The organism is Nocardia sp. NBC_01009 (assembly GCF_045208035.1).
Taxonomy (GTDB): Bacteria; Actinomycetota; Actinomycetes; order Mycobacteriales; family Mycobacteriaceae; genus Nocardia.
Genome location: NZ_CP108695.1, coordinates 4,411,971 through 4,430,571 on the forward strand (window position 1 = coordinate 4,411,971; position 18,601 = coordinate 4,430,571).

Annotated in this window: 15 protein-coding genes; 8 read left to right on the forward strand and 7 right to left on the reverse strand. The window is 66.0% G+C overall.

The features are described from left to right. Positions 1-158 precede the first annotated feature (158 nt). Positions 159-1,133 carry an NAD(P)H-dependent flavin oxidoreductase gene (locus OHA42_RS19730; RefSeq protein ID WP_406229356.1) on the forward strand — a complete coding sequence of 325 codons (975 nt, stop codon included), beginning with the start codon at positions 159-161 and terminating at the stop codon, positions 1,131-1,133. A 318-nt stretch (positions 1,134-1,451) separates the two neighbouring features. After that, on the forward strand, positions 1,452-1,898 hold the full coding sequence (locus OHA42_RS19735; RefSeq protein ID WP_406229357.1) for a hypothetical protein: 447 nt from the start codon (positions 1,452-1,454) through the stop codon (positions 1,896-1,898). A 24-nt stretch (positions 1,899-1,922) separates the two neighbouring features. On the opposite strand, the gene ctaD is transcribed toward OHA42_RS19735, so the two are convergent. Then, positions 1,923-3,665: a cytochrome c oxidase subunit I gene (ctaD, locus tag OHA42_RS19740; protein ID WP_406229358.1), complete on the reverse strand. Its 1,743-nt coding sequence runs from the start codon at positions 3,663-3,665 to the stop codon at positions 1,923-1,925. A 503-nt stretch (positions 3,666-4,168) separates the two neighbouring features. On the opposite strand from ctaD, the gene OHA42_RS19745 reads away from it, so the two are divergent. Continuing rightward, entirely contained in the window at positions 4,169-5,674 is a 1,506-nt protein-coding gene (locus OHA42_RS19745; protein WP_406229359.1) for a bifunctional phosphatase PAP2/diacylglycerol kinase family protein, read from the forward strand. Between the two features lie 131 nt (positions 5,675-5,805). On the opposite strand, the gene OHA42_RS19750 is transcribed toward OHA42_RS19745, so the two are convergent. Continuing rightward, complete coding sequence (locus OHA42_RS19750) at positions 5,806-7,116, reverse strand: carotenoid oxygenase family protein (protein WP_406229360.1); 1,311 nt, start codon at positions 7,114-7,116, stop codon at positions 5,806-5,808. Between the two features lie 13 nt (positions 7,117-7,129). After that, positions 7,130-7,702, reverse strand: coding sequence for a hypothetical protein (locus OHA42_RS19755; protein WP_406229361.1), 573 nt, complete (start codon positions 7,700-7,702; stop codon positions 7,130-7,132). Positions 7,703-7,800: 98 nt separating this feature from the next. Between OHA42_RS19755 and OHA42_RS19760 the strand changes: the two genes are divergently transcribed. Beyond that, positions 7,801-8,343 carry a PadR family transcriptional regulator gene (locus OHA42_RS19760; protein ID WP_406229362.1) on the forward strand — a complete coding sequence of 181 codons (543 nt, stop codon included), beginning with the start codon at positions 7,801-7,803 and terminating at the stop codon, positions 8,341-8,343. Positions 8,344-8,516: 173 nt separating this feature from the next. Further along, complete coding sequence (gene ald / locus OHA42_RS19765) at positions 8,517-9,623, forward strand: alanine dehydrogenase (RefSeq protein WP_406229363.1); 1,107 nt, start codon at positions 8,517-8,519, stop codon at positions 9,621-9,623. Here the strand turns inward: ald and OHA42_RS19770 are convergent. Continuing rightward, complete coding sequence (locus OHA42_RS19770; protein ID WP_406229364.1) at positions 9,620-10,135, reverse strand: Lrp/AsnC family transcriptional regulator; 516 nt, start codon at positions 10,133-10,135, stop codon at positions 9,620-9,622. The genes ald and OHA42_RS19770 overlap by 4 nt on opposite strands. A 338-nt stretch (positions 10,136-10,473) precedes the next feature. Between OHA42_RS19770 and OHA42_RS19775 the strand changes: the two genes are divergently transcribed. Next, complete coding sequence (locus tag OHA42_RS19775) at positions 10,474-11,373, forward strand: DMT family transporter (RefSeq protein WP_406229365.1); 900 nt, start codon at positions 10,474-10,476, stop codon at positions 11,371-11,373. Between the two features lie 96 nt (positions 11,374-11,469). Here the strand turns inward: OHA42_RS19775 and OHA42_RS19780 are convergent, their stop codons facing one another. From OHA42_RS19780 to pruA, 3 genes are all read right to left on the reverse strand, one after another. Then, a complete protein-coding gene (locus OHA42_RS19780; RefSeq protein WP_406239478.1) occupies positions 11,470-12,903 on the reverse strand; it encodes an amino acid permease in 1,434 nt (477 codons plus the stop codon). A 168-nt stretch (positions 12,904-13,071) separates the two neighbouring features. Then, a complete protein-coding gene (locus OHA42_RS19785) occupies positions 13,072-14,046 on the reverse strand; it encodes a proline dehydrogenase family protein (protein ID WP_406229366.1) in 975 nt (324 codons plus the stop codon). Then, positions 14,046-15,698 carry an L-glutamate gamma-semialdehyde dehydrogenase gene (pruA, locus tag OHA42_RS19790; protein ID WP_406229367.1) on the reverse strand — a complete coding sequence of 551 codons (1,653 nt, stop codon included), beginning with the start codon at positions 15,696-15,698 and terminating at the stop codon, positions 14,046-14,048. Before pruA ends, OHA42_RS19785 begins: the two co-directional genes overlap by 1 nt. Before the next feature lie 161 nt (positions 15,699-15,859). Here pruA and OHA42_RS19795 point away from each other — a divergent pair, with 161 nt between their 5' ends. Beyond that, positions 15,860-17,527: a PucR family transcriptional regulator gene (locus OHA42_RS19795; RefSeq protein WP_406229368.1), complete on the forward strand. Its 1,668-nt coding sequence runs from the start codon at positions 15,860-15,862 to the stop codon at positions 17,525-17,527. Positions 17,528-17,756: 229 nt separating this feature from the next. Beyond that, a complete protein-coding gene (locus OHA42_RS19800; RefSeq protein WP_406229369.1) occupies positions 17,757-18,593 on the forward strand; it encodes an RNA polymerase sigma factor SigF in 837 nt (278 codons plus the stop codon). The last annotated feature ends 8 nt before the right edge of the window (positions 18,594-18,601 follow it).

Genomic DNA, 18,601 nt, shown 5'->3' on the forward strand with positions numbered 1-18,601 from the left:
AGCGATTCGTGCACCAGTGATGATCGGCTAGCGCACCCCAGATCCACTGACCGGACCGGACGAATGGGACATGGTGGCGGGGCCTTCTCGACGTTCGCCGCAACCGTGTCCCGTTCGCCGGGGATAGTAGGTTGGGATGGCGACGGAAAGGGGTGGTGATGGGGTTGCGGACGGATCTGACCGAGATGTTCGGGATCGAGCATCCGATCGTGCTCGCGCCGATGGGTGGTGTGGCCGGCGGGGTGTTGGCGGCGGCGGTGTCCGAGGCGGGTGGGCTCGGGTTGATCGGCTCCGGTGGGGGTGATCGGGAGTGGCTCGATCGCGAATGCGGGCTTGCTGCCGTCCGCACCGACAAGCCGTGGGGCATCGGCCTGTTGATCTGGGCGGTCGACAGGGACATCGTGTTGTCGGTAGTCGAGCGCCGCCCGCACGCGATCATGCTGTCGTTCGGTGACCCGGCCCCGTACGCCGCGATGATCCGCGACGCCGGAATCCGTCTGCTGGTGCAGGTGACCACCATGGACGAGGCCACCCACGCGCTCGATGCGGGAGCTGACGTGGTCATCGCACAGGGCGGCGAGGCGGGCGGGCACTGCGGTGCTCGGGCGACGCTGCCGTTCGTGCCGAGCGTTGTCGACCTGGCCGCGGGCACGCCGGTGCTCGCCGCAGGCGGCATAGCCGACGGCCGCGGTCTCGCCGCCGCGCTCACCCTGGGCGCCGCGGGTGTGCTCATCGGAACCCGTTTCGAGGCGACCCATGAGGCACTGATCTCGGCGGCGGAAGCCAAAGCGATTGTCGCCGCACGGGCGAGCGACACCGAGCGCAACCGGGCCCTCGATATCGCGCGGGGGTCTCCGTGGCCCGCCGAGTATCCGGCCCGCACCCTACGCAACGCATTCCTGGACCGCTGGCACGGCCGCGAGGCGGAACTGGCTGGTGATTCCGTTGCGCTACAGGAATATCGAGATGCGGCCGAACGAGAGGACCCGGACTACGTACCGGTGTGGGCAGGCGAAGCCGTCGATCTCATCACCGAGCTCGAGTCCGCCGCCGACCTGGTCGGGCGCATCAGCCGGGATGCCGAGCAGGCGATTCTGCACGCCGCGCAGCGGTGCATTGCCACTTCGGAATGACCAGTAGAACTCCCGCGCCCTCGACGTGGCCCGCGACCGCCTCTTCGACCGCAGAACCGTCGGCTGACGAGCCGGGCGCTGCGCGGTCCCGCTCGCCGTGTCGGTCCGAGTCCGCGCGGCTGACCTGCGGCAATCTCGACGAATCGCCTGGGCGATCGGGCGGCTGGGCCGCGGTCGAGCCGATATCATCGTTCGCACGGCGCAACTGCCCAGACAGGTTCTACTTGGTGATTTGCGCACACTATATGCCCTGGTAGATCGACGATTCGAGGTATCGCGCCGACGCTCGGGCTCCAGCGTCGAGCGGCGAGGATTTGAATGACGACCTACCGGACCATCGGAACCAGGACCGCCACCACAGCACGCCGTCGTCTGCGCGTGGTGGCCGGTGCGGCGACGCTCGTGGCGGCGATGGCCGCCATCACCTTCGCCACCCCGACCGCGGGCGCAGCGGTACGACAGCTCGGGGTCTTTCCCGACAACGCTTACGGGCTCGCCACGAACTACGGCACCGGCTGCGCGTACACGCTGGAGGCCATCCTCACCGAGGCCGTCGACTCGGTGTTCTTCTACGACAACGGCGTCCCGCTCGGCGGCATCGCCCCGACGGGAGGCGTCGCCCTCTTCACCTGGGTCCCGACCACCGTGGGCAGGCACACACTCGCCGCCCTCCAACTGCCGGACAACAATATCGTCGCGACCGTGGACATCCGCGTCGGCACCGGCACCCATGTCGGCTGGGCCTGCGTCGTCTTCGGCGGCTGAACGTAGCGCCGCCGCTCGGCCCGGCTACTTCGGCGCGTGCGCCTCGTGCACCTCGTGGGTGGTGTGCTGGGGCGCGCCCCACCCGACGTGTGCTTCGGTGCGCATCCGGTCGACCATGTGCGGGTAGTGCAACTCGAAAGCCGGTCGCTCCGAACGGATCCTGGGGAGCTCGTAGAAGTTGTGCCGCGGCGGCGGACAACTGGTGGCCCATTCCAGGGAGTTGCCGTAGCCCCATGGATCGTCTACCGTGACGACCTCGCCATAGCGGTAGGTCTTGAAGACGTTCCAGACGAACGGCAGCACGGAGGCGCCCAGGATGAACGAGCCGATGGTGGAGATGGTGTTCAGCGTGGTGAAGCCGTCACCGGGCAGGTAGTCGGCGTAGCGGCGTGGCATGCCGGTGGCGCCGAGCCAGTGTTGGACGAGGAAGGTGACGTGGAAGCCGAGGAAGGTGGTCCAGAAGTGCCACTTGCCGAGCCGCTCGTCCATCATGCGACCGGTCATCTTGGGGAACCAGAAGTAGATTCCGGCGTAGGTGGCGAACGCGATGGTGCCGAAGAGCACGTAATGGAAGTGGGCGACAACGAAATACGTGTCCGACACGTGGAAGTCCATGGGCGGGCTGGCCAGTAGGACACCGGACAGACCACCGAACAAGAAGGTGACGATGAACCCGACCGAGAACAGCATCGGCGTCTCGAAGGTCAGCTGACCGCGCCACATGGTGCCGATCCAGTTGAAGAACTTCACCCCGGTCGGAACCGCGATGAGGAACGTCATGAACGAGAAGTACGGCAGTAGGACGGCTCCGGTGGCGTACATGTGGTGCGCCCACACCGCGATCGACAGGGCTCCGATGGCGAACGTCGCATAAACCAGCGCGGTGTAACCGAAGATCGGCTTGCGACTGAACACCGGGAAGATCTCCGACACGATGCCGAAGAACGGCAGCGCGATGATGTACACCTCGGGATGACCGAAATACCAGAACAGGTGCTGGTAGAGAAGTGTGCCGCCGGTGGCCGGATCATAGATGTGACCACCGAGGTGCCGGTCGAAGTACAGCGCGAGCAGCGCCGCGGTCAGAATCGGGAACGCGAGCAGGATCAAGATGCTGGTCACCAGAATCGTCCAGACGAACACGGGCAACCGGAACAGTGTCATGCCGGGGCAGCGCAGGCACACCACCGTCGTGATCATGTTGACTGCGCCGAGGATGGTGCCGAGGCCTGATACCGCAAGGCCGAAGATCCACAGATCGGCACCGACGCCCGGCGAGTGCACGATGTCGGCGAGTGGGTTGTAGGCGGTCCAGCCGAAGTCGGCGGCGCCACCCGGGGTGACGAAGCCCGCGGTAGCCATGGTCGCACCGAACAGGTACAGCCAGTAGCTGATGGCGTTCAGACGGGGGAACGCGACATCGGGCGAGCCGATTTGCAGGGGAAGCACGATATTCGCGAACGCGAACACCACGGCTGTCGCGTAGAACAGCAACATGATCGTGCCGTGCATGGTGAACAGCTGATTGAACTGTTCCGGCGAAAGAAATTGCAGACCCGGCCTGGCCAGCTCACCGCGCATCAGCAGGGCAAGCAGACCACCGACCATGAAGAACGACATCGACGTGAACAGGTACATCTGGCCGAGCACCTTCGGGTCGGTCGTGGTGACCAGCCGGTAGATGGCCGAGCCCTTCGGCCCGAACCGCGCAGGAAACGGCCGCGTCGCTACCAACTGCGGCACTGGCTGTGGCTCAACGGCGGTCACTGATCCTCCTGGCTGCGGGACGAACCTGACAACAAACCAGCGATAGCGTATGCGCGGCAAACCCGCATTCGGGCGAACAACCTGCGGACACGCCCTACTCGCAGACAAATTCTAGCGAGGAGTTACCCCTCATGGCCATGGCTCGACGCGGCCGAACACCCGCTCGGTCCCACAGCGCCACGACTATGGCCGAATACGTCGATTGATGGAGCGGATCGTGCGTCGTCGCCGAACGGCCGGCGCTCTCCGGCGAGCGCACGGCGCCAGCTGTCACGTGTGCCGCCACGTCGGCACCGCTACTCCGGAAGGTCACGGCTGCACTGCACTGGATCCCGCCGGCGGCCTGACCTACAAGACCCGGCAACTGCAACGCCTACCAGGACGGCACCCATGTCCAATTCTCTTGTGGTGGAACCGAAGTCTTGATGATCGGCACACCGCCGAAGACAGTCGGCGAGCCGATGGCGACGACGCGGCTCGGTGACAGTCGATAGGCTTCGGCAATGCGACGCCGAAAGCGCAAAACTTCGAGCGCGCAGCTGCACGGGCGGACGAACGGCCTGGATCGGCTGCTCGTAGACCGCAGCGCGCGGGTGCCACCCACCGCAGCCGACCGGTTACTGCGGAGCCTCAGCATGAGCGCCAACTACAGCCGATTGTGGATGGGAGTGGCCGCCGCCCTCGTCGTGGTCGGTGGTCGTGCCCCGCGGCGCGGTGCGGTACGTGGGCTGCTCGCGGTGAGTGTCGCGAGTGCGGTGGCCAATGGCATTGCCAAACCATTGCTTCCGCGGCGGCGACCGCCGGACGAGTCGGTGCCGTTCGTGCGCAGACTGGTTTCACCGCCGGTGTCGTCGTCGTTTCCTTCGGGACACGCCGCCTCGGCCGCGGCTTTCGCGACGGGTGTCGCGCTCGAATCGCCGACGGCGGGGGTTCTGGTCGCGCCGATTGCGCTGGCGGTCGGATATTCGCGGGTGCACATAGGGGTGCACTGGCCATCGGACGTCGTGGCAGGTGCGGCGCTCGGGGGTGCGATTGCCCTGGCAACTCGCCGCTGGTGGGCGGCGCGTCCCGACGATCCGGCGACGCTCGGGCCGACCGCACGGATCGAGCCGGTGCGGGCCGGGAACGGGCTGCTCCTGGTCGGCAACCCGTCCTCCGGCAGTGGTGCCGCCGACGACGCCCTGCAGCAGCTGCGGACGCGCCTGCCAGCGGCGCAGGTCCTCGAGCTCGACCCCGAGGCCGACCTCGACGCGCAACTCGACGATCTGCTCGGCCGCGAGCACATCGTCGCGCTCGGCGTCCTCGGCGGCGACGGGACCGTGTCGAGCGTGGCGGCCGCAGCCGTGCACCACCGACTGCCCCTCGCGGTGTTCGCGGGCGGCACACTCAACCATTTCGCGCGCGACGCGGGCGTGGAGGACATGGCACGGACGCTCCAGGCTCTCGACGCGGGGGAGGTGGTCCGGATCGACATCGCCCGCGTGCAATTCGACCGATCCGAACCCCAAACCTTCATCAACACAGCCAGCCTCGGCGGCTACCCGGACTTCGTCCGACTGCGTGAGCGGTGGGAGACACGCATCGGCAAATGGCCCGCCGCGGGAATTGCCATGGTACGACTACTTTTTCGCGCGCAGCCATTGCGCACCACTATCGATGGCGCGCGCACGACCATCTGGATGCTGTTCGTCGGCAACGGCCGTTACCACCCGTCGCACCAGATCCCGATGTCGCGCCCCGAAATCCACCGAGGCACCCTCGACATCCGCTATCTGCGCGCTGACCTCGCTTTCTCGCGTACCCGCCTGATCTGGGCGACCCTCACCGGAACGTTGGAACGCTCGGCGACCTACGTCCACCGCCAGGCCGATCGGCTCGATGTCGGCGTCGCCTATGCTCCCGTCTCGTTGGCCACCGACGGCGAGGTCGACCATCGCGGCAAGGACTTCACCTTCACCAGTCAACCTGCCGCGCTCACTCTGTTCCGGCCACCGGACGAGAACTCCTGACCCGCTGGTTGTTCCGATCGAGGAGCTCGATGGTGGCCCGCTGACGGTGGGCGCCGACCCGACCCGGCCATCGAAGCGTGGACCATCGGCACCTGTTCGCAGGTGGCCGACCCGTCGCGGCATGACGCCGGTCAGAGATCGGGCAGCCAGTTGCCGTGGAACCCGTGGGGGACGCGGGCGGGCAGGTGGATGGTGGCCACCGGTGGCGCGGCCAGGTCTGTCGCATCGAGCACAGTCAGGTCGCTGCGATCGGTATCGGCGTTGTACACGTAGGTCATCAGATAGCCGCCGCCGCCGGGTCGCTCGTCGGCAGGGGCGAAGGCGGCTTCGCCGGGGAGCTGTCCCGCGCGGAACTCGTGCGCGGTCCGGCTGCCGGTATGCAGGTCATAGCGGATCAATGCGCCGGTCCCGGATTCGCCGGACACCGCGACGTGTCCGAAGCGGGCGTCCAGTCCGGCCAGTCGGTCGTCGATTCGTGGGAACTCTGCGGCGCGGTCGTCGAGTTGCTCTTCGGTGACAGTGCCAGTGGTCAGGTCGATGGTCCAGCGCCAGAGGCTGGCCTCGTCGTAGGTGTGCGATTCGGTGCGCCACAGCTGCGGGTAGCGCATCACGTGCAGCACGATGCGCCCCGGTTCGTCGTGGGCGTTGAGCGAGTGGAAGACGTAGCAGGGATCGATGGGGAACCAGCGGATCTCGCCGTGCGGATCGTCCCGACGCAGCACACCGAGGCGGGCCTGGTAGTCGTCGCGCCACCGGAATGGCATTCCCGCCCCGGCTTTCGCGGTCTCAATGTCGAAAACCACCGGCAAATCCATGAATACGACGTGCTCCGCGGTGAGGTTGAAGTCGTGGTGCATGGTGGCGGCGGGTACGTCGACGGGGCGGCTGAGTAGCAGATTGCCCGCGGCGTCGGCGCGGTGATAGGTCAGGTAGGTCGGTCCGGTGACGTCGTAGCCGAAGAAATGCAGTTCACCGGTGGCCGGGCAGGTCTTCGGGTGCGCGGTCATCGCGGTGCGCAGCTTGCCCTGAAAGTCGTAGGGGCCCACGGTGTCCAGCTCACAGGTCAATTCGTACGGGTAGGACGATTCGACCAGTGCCAGCGCGTGTCCCGCATGTCGGATGATGTGGGTGTTGGCGACGCCGGCCGCGAGATCCCTGTTGCCTTCGCTGTCGTAGCTACGGGCTCCGTCGGTGAAGGTGGAGGTGCGGACCCACCGGTTGCGATAGGAGATCGCGCGCCCGTTGTGTAACCGGACACCGTGCACCATCCCGTTCCCGAGGAACCAGTGTGACGAGGCGGCGGCGTGCGGATTCGGGCCGTTGCGCAGGTACCAGCCGCTCAGCTCGGCCGGAATCCGGCCGGTGACCGATAGCTCGTAGGCGGTGAGTTCCTCGGTGACGGGCGCGTAGTTGCCGATCAGGTGGGGGAGCGGAGTAGTCATGGGCGACACCGATCTATCGCGGGGAGTCAGGAAAGGGCTGGCCGAGCGCTTGCGCCCGGCCCTGGATATAGGCGACATAGCGGATGGTGAACACCACCGGGATCACGAAGGTGGCCACCTGGGCGCCGGTGCGCAGCGTCGAGGAGGAGTGGGCCAGAACGGCCAGGGCGATGCCGCCGACGGCGAAGCTCGCAGTCCACACGGCGGTGATGATGTAGCCGGTGCGGATGAAGACCGGGTGTTCCCAGAGGTCGCGCGGCGTGGTCTGTTTGGCGATACCCAGCGTGAACGGCATCCGCACGGCCAAGGAAACACTCGCGATGATCGCGAGCACACCGGAGGAGATCGCTGGGGTATAGGGGTGCAGGGCGGTGTTCGGGTCGGCAAAGGCGAGCACCGTCAGTGCGGCGAAGAACAGGGCCGAACCGATGTCGATGATCATGGCCTCCGCGCGCAGGCCCGCCCTGGTCTGCTGAGCGATGGTGACGGCGGAGATGCCGAAGGCGATCAGTGCCGCCCACTGCCAGTGCGCGGACGGGATCACGGCGTAGGCGATCCAAGGTGCGAAGGTGCGAAGGTACGACATGTTCGTGGAGCTCCTCGTGCCGTGATATTCCAGTTCTGACATGTCAAAGTTAGAGAGTGAGCTCTCCACATGTCAATAGTGGAATGTAGGGTGAGGGCATGAGCCTTCGATACGCCCTGCTCGGTCTGCTGGCCGACCGCCCGGCCAGTGGCTATGACCTGCTGCAGCGATTCAAGGGTTCACTGGCCAACGTCTGGCCTGCAACGCAGAGTCAGATCTATACCGAGCTCGCCAAGCTGGCCGACGCGGATTTCATTGCCGTGTCGGACGAGGGGCCCCGCGGCCGCAAGGAGTACACGCTCACCGATGCGGGTCGGGCCGATCTCCGGGATTGGCTGACCGACACCAAGCCGAAACGTGTGGTACGCAACGAGATGCTGCTGCGCGTGTTCTTCCTCGGTGTCATTCCGCCGGAGCAGGCGCGCGAATACCTGTCCGATATCGAGGCCGGATCCGCCAAGGGGGTCGCGGCTCTTGCGGAGCTGGAGGCGACCACCGACTGGGATGACAACGACCTGTCCAACTATGGCCGGATGGCGATGGTGTGGGGTCAGCGGTTCTATGCGATGAATCAGCAGTGGGCGCAGTGGGCGCTCGATCAGCTGCCGCCGGGTGACAAGTCCGAAGATGTTTCGAGCTGAGGCCCCGGAAAGCTCTGAATTCTGAATCAATAATGTCGATCTAACTCAATCTGAGAACTATATTCAACTATCTAGACCTGACCTTGCATAATCTTCATACTCACTCGTGTGGTGATCCCCGCCTCATCGGGGGCACCGATCGCAATCCGACGAATCGACGTTCAGGAGTCTTGGTGAAGATCGGAATTCCTCGCGAGGTCAAGAATCACGAGTACCGGGTCGCGTGCACACCCGCCGGGGTGCACGAGTTGGTTTCCCGTGGACACGAGGTATACATCGAGGCAGGGGCCGGTCGCGGCTCGGCATTCGAGGACGAGGCATACGGGGTCGTCGGCGCGCGCGTGCTGGAATCCGCCGACGAGGTCTGGGGTGTCGCCGACCTGGTGCTCAAGGTGAAAGAGCCGGTGGCCGAAGAATATTCGCGGATGCGCGAGGATCAGGTGCTGTTCACCTATCTGCACCTGGCGGCGTCCAAGGACTGCACCGACGCACTGCTGAAGTCCGGCATCACCTCGATCGCCTACGAGACGGTCACCGGCCGGGACGGGTCGCTGCCACTGCTGGCTCCGATGAGCGAGGTAGCGGGCCGGCTTGCTCCGCAAGCGGGCGCCTACCACCTGATGCGCAGCGGCGGCGGACGCGGCGTGCTGATGGGTGGCGTGCCGGGCACGCGACCCGCCAAGGTGGTCGTGCTCGGCGCGGGTGTCTCCGGTAGCCACGCGATCGCCGTCGCCGTGGGCATGCACGCGGATGTGACGGTCCTCGACCTGAATATCGCCAGGCTGCGTGAGGTCGACGCCCAGTACCGCGGGCAGGTGCGCACCATCATCTCCAACAGCTTCGAGGTGGAGAACCTGGTCCGGGAAGCTGATCTGGTGATCGGTGCGGTGCTGGTGCCGGGTGCGAAGGCGCCCACGCTGGTGTCCAATGAGCTTGTCGCGCAGATGAAGCCGGGCTCGGTGCTGGTCGACATCGCGATCGATCAGGGTGGCTGCTTCGCGGATTCCCGGCCGACCACCCATGCGGACCCGACCTACCGGGTGCACGAGTCGGTCTTCTATTGCGTGGCCAATATGCCCGGCGCGGTGCCCTACACCTCGACCGTCGCGCTCACCAATGCCACACTGCCGTACGCGATTTCGATCGCCGATCGCGGATGGCGCGACGCGACGGCCGCGGATGCCGGCCTGGCGAACGGGCTCAGCACCCACAAGGGTGTGCTGCTGTCCGAATCGGTCGCTGCCGCACACGGTTACGTGGCACAGCAGCTGGCCGCCTAGGGGAATATGCGGTTTCGCGGCCGTACGTGCTCGAAAATGAGGATCGTCTCGGTCGAGGCGACCGCGGGATGCGCGCTCAGATGGTTGAGCACGAAAACCCGCAGCCCGTCGGTATTCGCCGTGGCGACATGGATCAGGTAGTCATCGGCGCCCGCGATGAAGTACACATTCAGCACCTCGTCGAGTTCGGACAATTGCTCTCCGAACTGGGCGAGGTGCTGGCGCGCGTTGCCGTGCACGCGAACCGCGATCATGGCCTGTAGGTTCCGGCCGAGCGCGGCCGGATCGATATCGGCGTGGAACCCCCGGATCACGCCGCGTTCGACCAGCGATCTGACTCGACCGAGACAGGTCGATGGCGCGATCCCCGCGATCGCGGCGAGGGCATTGTTGGTGATGCGTCCATCGCGCGCGAGCTGATCGAGCAGGACCCGGTCGATGTCATCGATCGGGACGGCCTGACTCGGCTTGCTGGTGACGGCCGGTACCGCAGGCGTCTCGTTCTTCCGCACAACCTCGACGGTACAGAACATCGTTCGCCGGATCTGCCTCTCGACAAACAATATTCGAAGGCTATTTCCGGCGGCCTCGGTATACGATCGACCGGTGAACACGTACTGGCATGTCGTCACTCCGCCGCCGCGCGCCTGACCGGGCGCACCTGCTGACTTCTCGACAAGCATTCCCGGCTGACCCGCGAGGGTAGTCCGGGCTGTGTCGTGCGCCCGTTTCGAATCCACATCCCACCGGAATTCGACGACGGAAGTTCACGACTGTGCCGAATCGCACCACGTCTCTGCCTGTTTCCCAGTCCGTTCACCGCCCGCAGTCCAGCTTCTTCAGTGGGCCGATGCCTATCCTCGCCGCCTCGGTGTTCTGGGGTACGACGGGAACCGCGGGCTCCTTGGCTCCGGCGGGCGCACCGGCCGCTGCCATCGGCTCGGCGGGCCTCGCCCTCGGTGGTCTGCTGCTATTTCTTTCCCACCGCGGCGCCCGCCTGCGATGTACCCGCGCCGAGCGGGGATTGCTGCTGCTCGGAGCGGTGGCGATCGCGGGCTATCCGATCACCTTCTATCCGGCCGTCGCGCGCACGGGCGTTGCCGTCGCCACCGTGATCACTCTCGGCAGCGCCCCGGTCTTTGCCGGTCTGCTCGCCTGGATCATCGGGCGAGCCCGCCCGAGCAGGCGGTGGCTCTGCGCCACGGCCGCGGCGGTGCTCGGCTGCGCAGTTCTGGTGCTCGGCCCCGAACTCAGCGGTGGGAGTGCCCCGGTGGATCTCGCGGGCGTCGTGCTCGCCGCTGTCGGTGGGTTCTGCTATGCCGTCTACTCGCTGATCAGCGCGCGACTCATCGCTCGAGGCCACGCGTCCAACTCGGTGATGGGGACGATGTTCGGCATCGGTGGCCTGCTGGTGCTGCCGGTCGTGCTCGGCACCGACATGTCCTGGCTGTTGACCCTGCGCGGGGCGGCGGTGGCGCTGCATCTTGCGGTGTTCCCGACGTTCGTCGCCTACCGCCTGTTCGGCTACGCCCTGCGGCACACCACGGCGCAGGTGGTCGTCACATTGACCTTCGCCGAGCCTGCCGTCGCGGCAATACTCGGGGTCGTCGTCCTCGGTGAACGCCTGCCGATGGTGTCCTGGGGTGGGTTGGCGGTGCTGGCTCTCGCACTCGTGATGCTCGCTGTGCCCACGCGCTCACGCCGAGATCGGCTGCGCACGGGTGCCGAATCGGGCAGCCCGGTGAGCTGAGCCGGTTCGGTGCCGGCCATGCCGTAAGGGTTCACGTCATGGGCCCGAAAACACGATAGGGGTGGCGCGAGTACGCGCCACCCCTATCGCCCCTCATCAGCCTGCGGTAGCCGGTTTTGCGGCGTCCGCGTTGAGTTTGGAGTGGGTGCGGGAGTAGGTGAAGTAGACGACGAGCCCGACAACCAGCCAGACCGCGAAGCGCACCCAGGTCTGATACGGCAGCGACCAGATCAGATAGATCGAGAAGCCGATGCCGATCAGCGGGATCACCGGCATGAACGGCAGCTTGAACTCGCGCGGCTCGTCGGGCCGGGTGCGGCGCAGCACGATCACGGCCACCGACACGACGATGAAGGCCATCAGAATGCCGATATTGGTGAGTTCCGCGACCACGGTGATGTCGAGCAGACCCGCCATTACCGCGGCGCCGATACCGACGATCCAGGTCACCCTGGTCGGCACCTTGCGCACGGGATGGGTCTTGGCGAACCACTCGGGCAGCAGCCCGTCGCGGCTCATCGCGAACCACACGCGGGTGACGCCGAGCATGAAGGTGAGCACCACGGTGACGATGCCGACGATGGCGCCGATCGCGATGATGTTCGCGATGCCCGGCATGCCGACCGATTCGAAGGCGGTGGAGAAGCCACTTGTCGGGCTGATCTCGGAGTATTTCTGCATACCGGTCAGCACCAGGGTGGCGAGGACGTAGAGCACCATCGCGATGGCAAGCGAGTAGATGATGGCCTTCGGAAGGTGCTTCTTGCCGTCGGTGGATTCCTCCGCCGCGGTGCTCATCGCGTCGTAGCCGAAGACCGCGAAGAACACCGTGGCCGCGCCGGTCCACACCGCGCCGGTGCCGAACGGGAAGTACGGGGTGTAATTGGAGCTGTCGATATGGAAGACACCGAGCACGACGATGAGCACCACGAGGGCGACCTTGATGCCGACCGCGACGGTCTCGAACCGGCCGACACTCTTGATGCCGCGCGAAAGCAGCCATGCGGTGCCCAGACAGAACAGCATCGCGAAAACGTCGATCACATGGCCTTCGCCGGTGCCGTGTGCGCCCATCATCCAGTCGGGCAGCGAGACGTCGACCTGTTCGAGCAGGAATCGGAAGTAGCCGGAGACACCGATGGCGACGACCGCGGCCACCGCGATGTATTCGAGCAGCAGGTCCCAGCCGATGAACCAGCCCGCGATCTCACCGAGAGAGACATAGCCGTAGGTGTACGCGGATCCGGCCTTGGGCACCATGCCCGCGAACTCGGCGTAGCAGAGTGCGGCGGCGGCACTGGCGACGCCGGCGATCAGGAAGGAGATGAGCACCGAGGGACCGGTGACGGAGTGCGCGACCGCGCCGGCGAGAGTGAAAATGCCTGCGCCGATGATGCCGCCGACGCCGATTGCCGTGAGCTGCCACAGGCCGAGCGATCGCGAGAGCTGCTCATCGGCGGGCACATCGTCGTCGAGTTCCCGTAGGGGTTTGCGGCGCAACATCTGGCTGCGCAACTCCGCGATGGACATAGACATCCTTTCGTCCTCTGCGTCACTGCCACCATGCAGTAACCCAGATCACACATTCAGCTGGAGCTAGCTAATACGACCACAGCTGCGGTGTGATCGGCGAGTTGGATAAATAACGTTCACGTGCGTTTGTCCGATCGGACTACAGCCCGTGCCCCGGTGCGGCGCTCAGCGCTGACTCCCCGGAACGAGCGAGCGCAGGAAGAACGCCAGGTTGGCCGGACGTTCGGCCAACCGGCGCATGAAATAGCCGTACCACTGGTCGCCATAGGGCAGGTAGACCCGCAGGTGATGCTTCTCCTCGACCAACCGTCGTTGCTCGGCGTCCCGGATGCCGTAGAGCATCTGGAACTCGAACTCGTCGGCCTTGCGATCCACTTCCGTGGCGAAGCGCTGCGCGGCGTCGATGATCGCCGGGTCGTGGGTGGCGACCATCGGGTAGCCGTCGCCGTTCATGAGGACGCGCAGGCAGCGCAGGTAGGACTCGTCGACGTCGGTCTTGCGCTGGTAGGCGACCGAGGCGGGCTCCCGATAGGCGCCCTTGCACAGGCGAATACGCGAACCGTGACCCGCCAGGTCCTGGCAGTCGGATTCGGTACGGTGCAGGTAAGCCTGCAGCACCGTGCCGAGTGTGGGGAAGTCCGCGCGCAGCTCCCGCACGATGGACAACGTGGAATCGGTGGTGGTGTGATCCTCCGCGTCGATGGTGACCCACACACCGGCTGCGGCTGCGGCAGCGCAGATCTGGTAGGCATGATCCCGCGCAATCGTGTGCCCGTCACCGGGCAGGGACTGCCCGAGTGCCGAGAGCTTGAGTGACACTTCCAGCGGCCCGACGATGGATCCGGTGTTGTCGATCAGCTCGCGCAACCGGGCCAGCTGCAACAACAGCTCCAAGTAGTGCGACACCGTGTCGATTGCCTGGTCGAGCTCGGTGGTGTCTTCGCCGAGGTAGTCGATGGTGATGTACCGGCCGGAGCTGAGCAGGGCGGCGGCGCTGGCGATCGCCTCGTCCTCGGATCGGCCGGCGACGAACCGGTCGACGAGTTTCCTGGTCGCGGACATCCGCGAGACGGTGCGCTCGATGCGTGGTGAGCGCGAGGCGGCCAGCATGGCGGGCCGCAGCAGTCCGGACTTTGCCATCACATGGTCCCCGATTCGGTTGCCTGGTGCGGGTAACGGTGGTCGGTCGGCGGGACGAAGGTTTCCTTGAGGGTGCGTGCGGAGGTCCAGCGCAGCAGGTTCTGAGGCGAGCCCGCCTTGTCGTTGGTTCCGGACGCGCGACCACCGCCGAAGGGCTGCTGACCGACGACAGCGCCAGTGGGCTTGTCGTTGATGTAGAAGTTGCCCGCCGCGAAACGCAGGCTGCCGGTCGCCTTCGCGACGGCATTGCGGTCCTCGGCGATGATCGAGCCGGTCAGACCGTAGGCCGAGCCTTGATCGACCAGATCGAGGGCGGCGTCGAAGGATCCGGCGACGGCATCGTCGTAGACGTGGACGGCGAGGATCGGACCGAAGTATTCGGTGCTGAATGCCTCGTCGGTGGGGTCGTCGCCGAGCAATACGGTGGGGTCGACGAAGTAGCCGACGCTGTCGTCGGTGTGGCCGCCCGCGGCGATCGTCAGGCTCGGCGTGGCCTTGGCACGGGCGATCGCGTCGGCATTGCGGTCGAAGGCGCGCTTATCGATCACCGCGCCACCGAAATTGCCGAAGTCGGTGACGTCGCCGTAGGTCAGTGTCGAGACTTTGTCGATGAGATCGCCCGCCATCTTCGTCCACACCGATTTCGGGACGAACGCACGCGAGGCGGCCGAGCACTTCTGACCCTGGTAGTCGAAGGCGCCGCGGATCAGCGCCGTGGTCAGCACCGCGGGGTCGGCGGAGCTGTGCGCGAGCACGAAATCCTTGCCGCCGGTTTCCCCGACGAGGCGCGGGTAGGTGCGGTAGTCGGCGATGTTGTTCGCAACCGCACGCCACAGGTGCTGGAAGGTCTTGGTGGAGCCGGTGAAATGGATGCCTGCGAGTCTGCGGTCGGGCAGCACCACGTCCGACACCTCGGGGCCGGCACCGTGCACCAGGTTGATCACTCCTGGCGGCAGGCCCGCGGCCTCCAGCAGCTTCATCGTCCAGTAGGCGGCGACCGCCTGCGTCGGCGCGGGCTTCCACACCACGGTGTTGCCCATCAGTGCGGGCGCGGTCGGCAGGTTTGCGGCGATCGCGGTGAAGTTGAACGGGGTGATCGCGTAGACGAACCCCTCCAGTGAACGATATTCGAGCCGATTCCACACTCCGGCGGTCGATATCGGCTGCTCGGCCAGGATCTGTCGCGCGAAGTGCACATTGAAGCGCCAGAAGTCGACCAGCTCGCAGGGCGCGTCGATCTCGGCCTGATAGGCGGTTTTCGACTGCCCGAGCATTGTCGCGGCGGCGATTGTTTCGCGCCACGGGCCCGACAACAGGTCCGCCGCGCGCAGGAAGACCGAGGCGCGGTCCTCGAACGACAACGCACGCCAGCCCGGCGCTGCGGCGGTGGCCGCTTCGACCGCGTCTCTGGCGTCCTCCGGTCGCGCCGCGGTGAGCGTGCCGAGTACGGCGGTGTGCCGATGTGGCTGCACCACGTCGATGGTCGGACCGGGCGTGCGCCGGTGCACCCCGCCGATGACATGGTGGATCTCGGTCGGCGTTGCCTGCAGGTCGGCCAGTTTCGCCTGCAACCGCGCACGTTCCGCGCTGCCGGGGGCGAAGGTCCCCACCGGTTCGTTGACCGGCTGCGGGGTGGTCGCAATGGTGTCCATGAATCCTCCTGGGGTGTATGGAGTTTCGAAAAGTCGTGGACGACGACGATTGAGCGGTAGTCAACACCGGAAAACGGCAGGAAGGATGAGCCAGTCGAACAAAGATAGAGGTGCAGCCTTGTCCGGCTGGCTAAAGTGATGTACTGGTTTGGGGAAGTGAGGTGGCGGCAGTGGCAACGAATACGCAGACCGAGGGAAGCACGCTGCGTGAGCTGCTCGACGCCCTGGACACCGCGGTGGTCGAGCTCTTGGACGCGCCCGCGGGCGACACGGTCGCGATTCGGTCGGTGGCGCTGGTCGACAGTTCCGACCTGACAGTGGAGACCGACTCGGGCTCACCTATGCAAGATATGTACCTGCATGTCGGCATCGTCGAAGCCGAGGCCCTGCAGTGGTTGCGCGCCGTGGGCAAACGCCCTGTCGTGCATCGGCCGCGAGCGGTGCTGTCGAAGATCGCGCAGGAGTCCGACGCCGTCCGCGCGGCGGCACACCGCGCCGGTGTGGCGCTGGTGGCCGTGCACCAGCAGGCGCGCTGGGATCAGGTCTTTCCGCTGGTTCGCCGGATGCTCGAACGCGCGCGTGGGCAGCGCTCTACCACCGAGGCGCACGATCGCCTCGCCACCGACACCGATCTGTTCGGCCTTGCCCAGATCGTCGCACAGAACGCGGGCGGCATGGTGTCCATCGAGGACCCGCACTCGCATGTGCTCGCCTATTCCGCCTCCAACGAGGCCGCCGACCAGTTGCGAATCCTGTCCATTCTCGGCCGCGAAGGACCGCGCGACTATCTGCGCATTCTGCAGAAGTGGGGGGTGTTCGACCAGTTGCGTCAGACCGACGAGGTCATCGATCTGCCCGCGCACGACGAACTGGACATCAAACACCGACTGGTGGTCAGCATTCGGCGTCCCTCGGACGGAACCGTCGGTACACCAAGGGTTCTCGGCACGATCTGGCTCCAACAGGGTGATAAGCCGTTCAAGCCGGACGCTGCGGAGGTGCTGCGCGGCGCATCGGCGATCGCGGCGCGCATCATCTCCCGCAGTCTCGACGCACCTTCCACCGAAACATTGCTGATACAAAGGCTTTTCGGTGCCCGCGGCAGCGGAGTCGATGTCCCCTCGGTGGCGAGCGCGCTGAACATCCCGGTGACCGGTCCCGCCGCGGTGGTCGGTTTCGCGCTCAACGACACCGCGCAGGCATCGACCGAATCCGCATCCGTAGCCAACGCACTGCGCTTGCACGCCAGCTCATTTCGCCGCGACTCGCTCACCGCGGTACTCGGCGAACGGGTCTATGTTCTGCTGCCGCACTATCAGTCGGTGCGTGCGGTGAACGCCTGGACGCGCCAACTGGTCGCGCAGTTCGAAACGAAGCGGTCGCTGGTGCTGCGTGCGGCCATCGCCATCCCCGTTGCCGATCTCACCCACGTGGCGAGCGCACGAACCGAGGTCGATCGGGTCCTCGACAGCACGGCAACCACCTTCCCCAAGGGTCGGGTGACGACATTGGCCGAGTCCCGCACCGCGGTCCTGCTCGCCGAGATCCTCGACCTGGTCGGCGCGCGACCCGACCTGCACGACCCCCGCCTGCAAGCGCTGTTCGACTACGACCGCAAGCACACCGCGAACCTGCAGGAAAGCGTCGAAACCTATCTACGCGAGCACGGGGACGTCCGCAACGCGGCAACGGCGCTCCAAGTGCACCCGAATACGCTGCGCTATCGCATCCGCCGAGTCGAAGACATCGTCGGCGTCGACCTCTCCGACCCGGCCGATCGCCTGCTGCTCGAACTGCAGCTTGCGCTACCGCGCCGCACCGGCGCCTGAGCGCAGACATCAGCTCGCTCGGTCCGTCCGGGATTCGATAGCCATCAGCTATCTCCGAGTGACCGCCGGTGATTTCCGGCCGGATTCGGTCCGATTTGCTTCGGTATCGGCGCAGGTCCAGCGCCGATTCCGGACCGTTCGGCGATCGGAGGTGGTGCTCGCCTCTTTTGATCCGAGGGTGATCGGGTACCCGACAAGAATCGAATTCCGATGGGAACGAGGTAGACCGATGATGGACGAGTCGACCACCGAACGGACCGAATCGCCGCGAGGCACCCGCCGCGGCGACAGTTACGACGATATCGAGCCCTGGTTCGAGAAGTTGGCGGGGCTCGACGCAACCGATCCGCACCACACTGCGCTGCGTAACCACATCATCGACCTTGCTCTGCCGCTGGCCGAGCACATCGCCCGCAAATTCTCCGGCCGCGGCGAATCCTTCGACGACCTGCGGCAGATCGCACGACTCGGGTTGGTGCAATCGGTGGACCGTTTCGATGTGTCTCGCGGCAGCTCGTTTCTCGGGTTTGCGGTGCCGACCATCATGGGCGAGATCCGCCGGCACTTCCGGGACCGCACCTGGTCGGTGCGGGTGCCGCGCCGGCTGAAGGAGATCCAGCTGAAGATCGGTCCGGTGACCGAGACGCTGTCGCACCGCCTCGGCCGGATGCCGAGCGCCCGCGAGATCGCCCGGGAACTCGACCTCGAGCTGGTGGAGGTCACCCAGGCACTGGTCGCGCGCAACGGCTACCGGGCGAACTCGCTCGATGCGACGACCGTCGCCGACGGCGAGAGCTCTCCGTTGCCCCTTGCGGACACCCTGGGCGCCGAAGAGCCCTGTTACGGCCTGATGGAGGACGCGATGGCCGTGCGTCCGCTGATAGCCGCGCTTCCGGAGCAGGAACGGTTGATACTGATCATGCGGTACTTCGAGTCGAAGACTCAGCAACAGATCGCCGATTCCCTCGGAGTCTCGCAGATGCAGGTGTCGCGCATCCTGGCCAGGACATTGACCAAGCTTCGTGAGCAGGCCTCGTATGATGAACACTTTTCATGTGCAGCGTGAGGCGAACG

Coding starts and splice junctions, on each gene's coding strand:
- OHA42_RS19730 (WP_406229356.1), top strand. CDS start 159: ATGGGGTTGCGGACGGATCTGACCGAGATGTTCGGGATCGAGCATCCG.
- OHA42_RS19780 (WP_406239478.1), bottom strand. CDS start 12,903: ATGTCCATCGCGGAGTTGCGCAGCCAGATGTTGCGCCGCAAACCCCTA.
- OHA42_RS19745 (WP_406229359.1), top strand. CDS start 4,169: ATGCGACGCCGAAAGCGCAAAACTTCGAGCGCGCAGCTGCACGGGCGG.
- OHA42_RS19785 (WP_406229366.1), bottom strand. CDS start 14,046: ATGGCAAAGTCCGGACTGCTGCGGCCCGCCATGCTGGCCGCCTCGCGC.
- OHA42_RS19755 (WP_406229361.1), bottom strand. CDS start 7,702: ATGTCGTACCTTCGCACCTTCGCACCTTGGATCGCCTACGCCGTGATC.
- OHA42_RS19750 (WP_406229360.1), bottom strand. CDS start 7,116: ATGACTACTCCGCTCCCCCACCTGATCGGCAACTACGCGCCCGTCACC.
- OHA42_RS19735 (WP_406229357.1), top strand. CDS start 1,452: ATGACGACCTACCGGACCATCGGAACCAGGACCGCCACCACAGCACGC.
- OHA42_RS19775 (WP_406229365.1), top strand. CDS start 10,474: ATGCCTATCCTCGCCGCCTCGGTGTTCTGGGGTACGACGGGAACCGCG.
- OHA42_RS19800 (WP_406229369.1), top strand. CDS start 17,757: ATGATGGACGAGTCGACCACCGAACGGACCGAATCGCCGCGAGGCACC.
- OHA42_RS19760 (WP_406229362.1), top strand. CDS start 7,801: ATGAGCCTTCGATACGCCCTGCTCGGTCTGCTGGCCGACCGCCCGGCC.
- pruA (WP_406229367.1), bottom strand. CDS start 15,698: ATGGACACCATTGCGACCACCCCGCAGCCGGTCAACGAACCGGTGGGG.